At 56.4% G+C, this 7,858-nt stretch carries 7 protein-coding genes and 1 riboswitch; of the genes, 6 read left to right on the top strand and 1 reads right to left on the bottom strand.

Translation table 11 applies throughout. The features are described 5' to 3' along the window. Window positions 1-152, top strand: a riboswitch (cobalamin riboswitch). This riboswitch is flagged as partial in the annotation. Between the two features lie 211 nt (window positions 153-363). From metE to ACP5SG_RS08675, 3 genes are read left to right on the top strand one after another with little or no spacing between them, the layout of a single operon-like run. Beyond that, window positions 364-2,643 (top strand): 5-methyltetrahydropteroyltriglutamate--homocysteine S-methyltransferase, encoded by a 2,280-nt coding sequence (metE, locus tag ACP5SG_RS08685; protein ID WP_428123592.1) that lies wholly within the window; start codon window positions 364-366, stop codon window positions 2,641-2,643. Then, on the top strand, window positions 2,640-3,881 hold the full coding sequence (locus ACP5SG_RS08680) for a sigma-54 interaction domain-containing protein (RefSeq protein ID WP_428123589.1): 1,242 nt from the start codon (window positions 2,640-2,642) through the stop codon (window positions 3,879-3,881). The genes metE and ACP5SG_RS08680 overlap by 4 nt, the downstream gene beginning before the upstream one ends. Further along, the gene (locus tag ACP5SG_RS08675) at window positions 3,779-4,060 is read left to right on the top strand and encodes a helix-turn-helix domain-containing protein (protein WP_428123595.1); all 282 of its coding nucleotides are present in this window, start codon (window positions 3,779-3,781) and stop codon (window positions 4,058-4,060) included. The genes ACP5SG_RS08680 and ACP5SG_RS08675 overlap by 103 nt, the downstream gene beginning before the upstream one ends. Window positions 4,061-4,157: 97 nt before the next feature. Here the strand turns inward: ACP5SG_RS08675 and ACP5SG_RS08670 are convergent, their stop codons facing one another. Further along, window positions 4,158-4,301 (bottom strand): hypothetical protein, encoded by a 144-nt coding sequence (locus ACP5SG_RS08670; RefSeq protein WP_428123586.1) that lies wholly within the window; start codon window positions 4,299-4,301, stop codon window positions 4,158-4,160. Between the two features lie 42 nt (window positions 4,302-4,343). Between ACP5SG_RS08670 and glpX the strand changes: the two genes are divergently transcribed. The 3 genes from glpX (at window position 4,344) to ACP5SG_RS08655 (ending at window position 7,796) form a co-directional block, all read left to right on the top strand. Beyond that, a complete protein-coding gene (gene glpX / locus ACP5SG_RS08665; protein ID WP_237889061.1) occupies window positions 4,344-5,330 on the top strand; it encodes a class II fructose-bisphosphatase in 987 nt (328 codons plus the stop codon). Between the two features lie 59 nt (window positions 5,331-5,389). Then, entirely contained in the window at window positions 5,390-6,703 is a 1,314-nt protein-coding gene (locus ACP5SG_RS08660) for a ribulose-bisphosphate carboxylase large subunit (protein ID WP_237889062.1), read from the top strand. 166 nt (window positions 6,704-6,869) lie between these two features. Continuing rightward, entirely contained in the window at window positions 6,870-7,796 is a 927-nt protein-coding gene (locus tag ACP5SG_RS08655) for a phosphoribulokinase (RefSeq protein WP_424661726.1), read from the top strand. The last annotated feature ends 62 nt before the right edge of the window (window positions 7,797-7,858 follow it).

Raw genomic sequence — 7,858 nt, 5'->3', positions numbered from 1 at the left:
GTCCGTCGCAGACGCGCTGCTGTGATCGGGTCTGACAGCATGGCTGCATCCACTGGGAAAGCCCGGGAAGGATGGGGCCGAGCAAGAGGTGCTGTCACCAGGGGGCATGCCCCGGCCCGTAAGCCAGAAGACGCCCTGCCTGTGTTTGCCTGTTGAGGACCTCGCGCCTGGGTCCAGGAGGATAACTGATGATATGCCGCCACAGCCTTTTTTCAGGTCGATCATGGCCTGTGCTGCGTCTTGTTCTCTCCTGTTCCCTCCGCGATTTTCCTCTTCATGATCTAACAAAAAAGCATCGCCAGGCAGTTACGTTGATGTTTTAGTAGCACGTTTTTTAAAAATGTGCTAAAAAAGGAGGTAGTTATGCTGACACATAACCTGGGGTTTCCGAGAATAGGACGCAACAGGGAACTGAAATGGGCCCTTGAGGGGTTCTGGCAGGGCCGGATCTCGAAGAGACAGCTTCTGGATACCGCCAGAGAAATCCGGCTTGAGAACTGGCGAATACAGAAAGATGCAGGCATTGACCTGGTGCCGGTCGGAGATTTTTCCCTTTACGACCACATCCTGGACATGACAGCGACACTTGGTGCGGTTCCGGAACGGTTCGGATTTGAAGGCAACGAGGTTGATCTGGATACCTACTTCCGCATGGCCCGGGCAGAGGACGAATCTGGTCCTGCTGCCATGGAGATGACCAAGTGGTTTGACACCAACTACCACTACATTGTCCCTGAATTTTGGCCGGGGCAGGTCTTCCGTCTTTCGTCCTCCCGGCTGTTCCGGCAGGTGCAGGAGGCCCGCCAGTCGGGGGTGCAGCCAAAACCGGTACTCCCCGGACCCTTTACCTATATTTACCTTGGCAAGGGCATGGAACCGGGTTTTGACCGCTGGGAGCACCTGGATGAGATTGTCGGGGCATACTGCAAAGTTCTGGCAGGGCTTGGCAAGGAGTGCCAATATATCCAGATGGACGAGCCGATACTTGTCCTTGATCTTGACCGGAAGATGCTTGAACGGATGATCAACGCCTACGACCGCCTGGCAAAGGCGGCAGGTAACGCCAAGATCATGATCGCCACCTATTTCGGGGAGATCGCACATCCGGCTACAGCGCTTAAGATCCCGGTCGCTGCCTTCCACCTTGATCTTGCCCAGTCCCCGGGCCAGCTCGGCGCGGTGTTGGAAAACCTGCCGGACCACACGGCCCTCTCCATGGGCGTGGTGAATGGCCGCAACATCTGGCGGGTGGACATGGACTGGGCCATCGACTTGGTGTGCCAGGCTGGCAAGGTCCTGGGCCAAGACAGGATCATGGTCGCCCCCTCCTGCTCGCTCCTGCATGTGCCGATGGATATTGCCGGAGAAAATGGTCTTGATCCTGAAATCAGAACCTGGTTGGCCTTTGCCAGGGAAAAATGTTTTGAGGTCGCGGCCATTGCTGATGCGGCTTCCGGCGGGCAGCCTGACGCTCTCATCGAAAACCGGAAAATCCTGGCGGCCCGCAGGGCATGCACGCGCAGGATGGATCCCGGTGTCAGGGACAGGCTGGCATCAATCTCCGAGCAGATGTTTACGCGTAGCTCCCCTTTCCCTGAGCGGAAAAAGGCGCAGTCCGCGCTTCTCGACCTGCCTATCCTGCCGACTACAACCATTGGTTCGTTCCCGCAGACAGGGGAAATCAGGGCCATACGCAAGAGATACCGCCAAGGTGAGGCAGATCGCGAAGAATATGTCCAAAGCATGAAAGAATACATTGAATTCGCCGTGCAGCAGCAGGAGAAGGCGGGGCTTGATGTACTGGTGCACGGCGAGCCAGAACGAAACGATATGGTGGAGTATTTCGCGACAAAGCTTGACGGGTTCTGTCTTACGGAAAATGGCTGGGTGCAGAGCTATGGTTCCCGTTGCGTGAAACCCCCGATTATCTATGGTGATGTCTCCCGGCCGCATCCCATGACCATTTTGTGGTCAACCTTTGCCCAGTCCCTTACGAAAAAACCCATGAAGGCAATGCTCACCGGGCCGGTGACCATCCTGCGCTGGAGCTTTGTCAGGGATGATCAGCCGCAGCGGGATACCTGCTTCCAACTGGCCCTTGCCATCCGGGATGAGGTACAGGACCTGGAACAGGCCGGCATGAAAATCATCCAGATCGACGAACCCGCGCTCAGGGAAGGACTGCCTCTCAGACAGAGAGACCGGCAGCAATACCTTGACTGGGCCGTGGCCGCCTTCCGGCTTGCTACCAGCGGGGTCAGGGACCAAACCCAGATTCACACCCACATGTGCTACTGCGAGTTCAACGATATCATGGACGCCATCGCCAGGATGGATGCCGATGTCATCAGCATGGAGGCAAGCCGCAGCAGGATGACGCTGCTTGATACCTTCCGTGACTTCCACTATCCAAACGATATAGGTCCGGGCATAATCGACGTCCACAGTCCGAGGGTGCCGGCCATTGACGAACTGACCGACCTCCTACGCCTTGCCCTGGAGGGTATTCCCCCGGAAAAGCTCTGGGTAAACCCTGACTGCGGCCTGAAAACCAGGACCTGGCCCGAGGTGGAGGCCATGCTCAGGAACATGGTAGCTGCGGCCAGACAATTGAGAAACGAGCTGGGGAGCCGGAAAAGGTGAGTTTGCTCTCCAATCCTCAAAAAACCAGCGAAGATGCCTTTTCGGTCGGGCCCTCCATGAGACTGCTGGTCGTCGGACCGGGAAGGCAGTGTGCAACCCTGCTTGAGACCCTTTCAAATATCCAGGGCTGCATGCTTGTTGGCCTTCTGGATATTGACGCCGACCCGTCAAGCCTTGAACTGGCCAGGAGGCTTGATATTTCCCTCTGGAACGAATGCGCTCAGCTCAGGCGCTTACCACCGCCCGACATCGTACTCTTTGTTGATCAGGGACAGAAAGACTGCCTTGCCACATTTGGCTCTGAAGGGACGACCATCCTGCATGGCACCGCTGTCCGGCTGGTCCAGCTTCTTGTCAGGGAGTGCCAGCGTATCTGGGATTTTGAAACAAAATACAAGGTCACCAAGAGGGAGTATGATCTCTATATCCAGCAGGGAGGGCCTATTATCGGCAAGTCACGGCAGATCGAAATGGTCAGGGAGATGATCGCCCAGGTGGCGCCGACGCCCACCACCGTGCTGCTGCTCGGAGAGACCGGCACCGGCAAGGACCTGGTGGCCAGGAGTATCCACCAGGCCAGTCATCTGCGGGACCAGCCGTTCATCACAGTAAACTGCACCGCCCTCACCTCCACCCTGATTGAAAGCGAGCTCTTTGGCTATGTGAAAGGCGCCTTTACCGGCGCTGAAAAAGACTGCAAGGGGTTGTTGGAAGAGGCCCACAACGGGACCGTCTTTCTGGATGAGATCGGCGACATGAAGATGGAACTGCAGGCCAAGATGCTCCGGTTTCTGCAGACAGGAGAGATCAGGCCGGTCGGCTCGTCGCTCACAAAGAGGGTAAAAGTGCGCGTGATTGCCGCCACCAACAGGAACCTGGAAGAGGCCATCAAGCAGGGCGATTTCCGGCAGGATCTCTTTTACCGGCTCAATACCTTCACCATCGTCCTCCCCAGCCTCCGCCACAGGACCGAGGACATCCCCTACCTCGCCTACCAATTCCTCACCAAGGCGGAACACAGGCTCAACAAAAAGATTAATGGGATCTCGGATGAGGCCCTGGAAGTGCTCATGAGTTATGACTGGCCGGGCAATGTGCGGGAGCTTGAAAACGTTATCGAACGGGCGGTTATTGTCTGTACAGACGGGATTATCAACCCCGGACACCTGGCGATTCCCATCCCCCAGTCCATGAAAAACCATCCGCCGGCTGGGGCGAAGGAAAACTTCCAAAATTAAAGACATCGCGCGACCGGTTCCTTGCCGATTACGAAAGGCAGGAGATACTCCATTACCTGAAAAAGGCAGAGGGAAACGTAAGCCAGGCCTCAAGACTCTCAGGTATCCCGAGGCGCACCTTGTACCGCCTCATAAAAAAGCACGGGATCACACGTCCTGTGCCAGATCAGACACGTTGAGACCTCCGCCCTTCCTGCCGGATGTGCCGGAGAAGGCACAGACAAACCCCGCCGTTCTGCCGGCCCGTCTGCTAATTGCACCAATAATATATTGAAATCATAGTCTTTTTATAACAAGCCCGCTTGCAGTAGTCCTGTGGCACGGTAGTTGTATTTCTAACTTGACCAGCACGGCTGCAAACACCTTGGCAGTAATCAGCCCCGACGAATGATGAATATCACCACGGACACAGGGCTTCATCCAAGGAAATTTTCTACAACCCGTTACATGGAGGTCCCATACATGAAGGAAACACCGCAACATAATCTTGGCATTGACCTGGGGCGGGTTACAGAGGCCGCGGCCCTGACAGCTGCCCGCTGGATGGGAAAAGGCGACAAGGAAAAGGGCGACAAGGCCGCGGTAGACGCCATGCGGATCAGCTTTGACTCCGTGGATATCCGTGGGGTGGTGGTCATTGGCGAAGGAGAGAAGGACAAGGCGCCCATGCTCTTCAATGGTGAGCAGGTAGGCTCCGGCCGGGGGCCGGAAATGGACGTGGCCGTGGACCCGGTGGAGGGGACGAGGCTGCTTGCCTATGGCCGTCCCAATGCCATCTCGGTGGTGGCCGCGGCCCCCAGGGGCAGCATGTATGACCCAGGGCCGGCCTTTTACATGAAAAAGCTGGTCGCCCCGGCCGAGGCCAGGGGAAAACTGGACATCAAGGCCCCTGTGGCCGACAACCTGAAAAGGGTGGCACAGGCCCTTGGCAAGGATGTTGATGACCTTGTGGTGTTTGTCCTGGACAAGGAGCGGCACAGGAAGCTTGTCCAGGAGATCAGGGCTGCGGGGGCCCGTATCCAGCTCCACACCGACGGCGACGTGGCCGGGGCGCTCATGGCCGTGATGCCGGGCACCGGCGTTGACCTGATGATGGGCACTGGCGGGACCCCCGAGGGGGTGCTTGCTGCCACGGCCATCAGGATCATGGGGGGAGAGATGCAGGGCATGCTTGATCCCCAGTCGGATGCGGAGAAAAAGGCGGTACTGTCGGCCGGATACCGGCTTGAACAGGTATTGACTACCGAGGAACTCATCAGGGGCGATGACGTGTTCTTTGCCGCCACAGGGATCACCGGCGGCAGCTTTCTCAGGGGGGTGGAATTTACCGGCAAGGGCGCCAGGACGTTTTCCATGGTCATGAGGGGACTCACTGGCACCATCCGGTACATAGAGGCCCATCACAACCTTGAGACGCTCATGCGAATAAGCGCCATTAAATATGACTGAGATTCCAGAAGGATGGGGTTTCTAAACAATTATTTTCAACTCAAAAAAAGGAGAAAAACATGGGCACAATCACAGCGGAAAAAGGCGTAAAACCATACGCGGACGCCTACTACAAGCCGGATATGGAGCCAGGCGACGACTATATTCTGGTCGCCTTCAAGATAAGGCCCAGGAAGGACGTGGATATCATCGAGGCTGCATCGGCCGCATGCGCAGAGTCTTCCACCGGCACCTGGACCGAGATAGATCGAGAGATCTCCGGACGGCTGCCAAGTTATGTGTACCGGGTGGAGGGGGATATGGCCTATGTGGCCTATCATCCGGACCTGGTAGAAAAGGGCAGTCTCTCCAATATCTTGAGCAGCCTGGCCGGCAATATCTTCGGCATGAAGGCGGTTGACGGTATCCGCATCGAGGACATGCGTTTTCCCAAAGAGATCGTCAAGTCCTTTCCCGGCCCGGTCCAGGGCATTCAGGGTGTACGGGAACTCCTCGGCGTCTATGACCGGCCGCTGACCGGCTCCACCATCAAACCTAAGTTGGGACTTACCGCCAAGGAACACGCAAAACGATGCTACGAAACCCTCAGAGGCGGCCTTGACACCGTCAAGGACGATGAAAACCTGGGCAGCCAGGGTTTCAATCCCTTTGATGACCGGGTGAGATACACCCTTGAGATGGTCCGGAAAGCCGAGGCCGAGACCGGGGAAAGGAAGGGGTACTGGTGCAACGTGACCGCCGGCGACACGGAAGAGATGCTGCGCCGGGCGGCCCTGGTCAAAGAACATGGCGGCCGGTTCGTGATGATTGACTTTGTGGTGGCGGGTTTCACTGCAGTAGCCTCCCTGCGAAAGGAAATTGAGCGGATGGGAGGACTCGCCCTGCACGGCCACCGGGCCATGCACGCCGCCTATGACCGGGTTCCATACCATGGCGTGGATTACAGGGTGATCTCCAAGTGGGCCAGGATGATAGGACTGGATCACATCCACATGGGGACCGGGGTTGGCAAGCTCGAGGGCACCAGGACCGAGCTTGCAGAACGGCTTGAGATCCTCAGAGAACGGAACAGCAAGGTGGTGAACGGCATGCGGTTCATGCAGCCCTGGGAAGACCTGAAACCCGTATTTCCAGTGGCGTCAGGGGGGCTTCATCCAGGGCATGTGCCAATACTTTTTGACATCTTCGGCAAGGACGCCATCTGGGCCTTTGGCGGTGGCGTCCACGGACATCCACGCGGAAGCCAGGCTGGGGCCGCCGCTGTCCGTGAAGCTGTTGAAGGGGTCGTGGCCGGCAAGTCGTTGGATCAGATCGCGCGACAGAGCCGGGAACTCAGAGAGGCCCTTGCGATCTGGGCTGAAGTGAAATTTTAACCACAGGGAACCTGCTGCAAAACGAGAAGTTCGGCCTCAGGCAAGGCGCGAGGAAGGTGAAAAGGCGGGGCATACTCCCTGTATGTGAGCATTTTCCGCCGACGAGTAACGCAGCATCAAGCCGAAATCCGAAGTTGTGCAGTAGGTTTACAGGATGAGGAAGATCATGGGAAACAATCGCCCAATACTGTTGGGGGTAGTCGGAGACAGCGGCACCGGCAAAACCACCTTTACCAAGGGAATTGAAGACACACTCGGGCCGGACCGGGTAACCGTTATCTGCATAGACGACTATCACAGATACAACAGGGTCCAGCGCAAGGAAAAGGGGATATCGGCCCTGCACCCGGAGTGCAACTATATCGACATCATGGAACAGCACCTGTACTGTCTGCGCCGGGGAGAGCCGATACTGAAGCCGGTTTACAATCATTCCACGGGGTGTTTCGATCCTCCCGAGTATATCAAACCAAAGGAGTTTGTCATCATTGAGGGGTTGCTCGGTTTTTATACCCGGAGGATGCGGGATGTCTTTGACGTGAAGTTGTACCTGGACCCCGAGGAGGGCCTGCGGGTGGACTGGAAGATAGCCCGGGACACCCAGAAACGAGGATATACCCGGGACGATGTGATCGAATCCTTGAAAAGACGGGAGGAGGTTTCAAAAAGATACATTCGTCCACAACGGGTGTACGCGGACATTGTGGTTTCTTTTTACCGTCCCAAGGGACTTGAAAAAGAGACCGGCAGCGGGCTCAACGTGCAGTTGATCCTGCGTCCAACCATCAGGCATCCTGATTTATCCCGGTTTATTGATTCAGGACTCATCCAGGAGCCATGCTGCATATCCGCAACCCTTGGCAGGGATGACGGTCTGCCGGTGGATATTATTAACATAACCCAGGATATTGCCCATAAAACCACTAGACGGGTCATGAAAATTGTCTGGGATCACCTACCCGGCATTGCCATGCCGAAAACCTATATTGGCAAATACCACGATGGGAATGAGGTCAAGATCAGCAATCCCCTGGCCATTGCGCAGCTCATTGCCAGTTATCACCTGATGAATATGAAACTTGAAGAACGGTAACTTCACAGGAGGACAGTCATGATAAGCATTGAGAATGAAAGGCGCCCAATAAAACTTGGTAT

It is taken from the genome of Dissulfurimicrobium sp. (assembly GCF_049968175.1).
In the GTDB taxonomy this organism is placed as follows: domain Bacteria; phylum Desulfobacterota; class Dissulfuribacteria; order Dissulfuribacterales; family Sh68; genus Dissulfurimicrobium; species Dissulfurimicrobium hydrothermale.
This window is presented reverse-complemented; position numbering and strand designations above follow the sequence as displayed.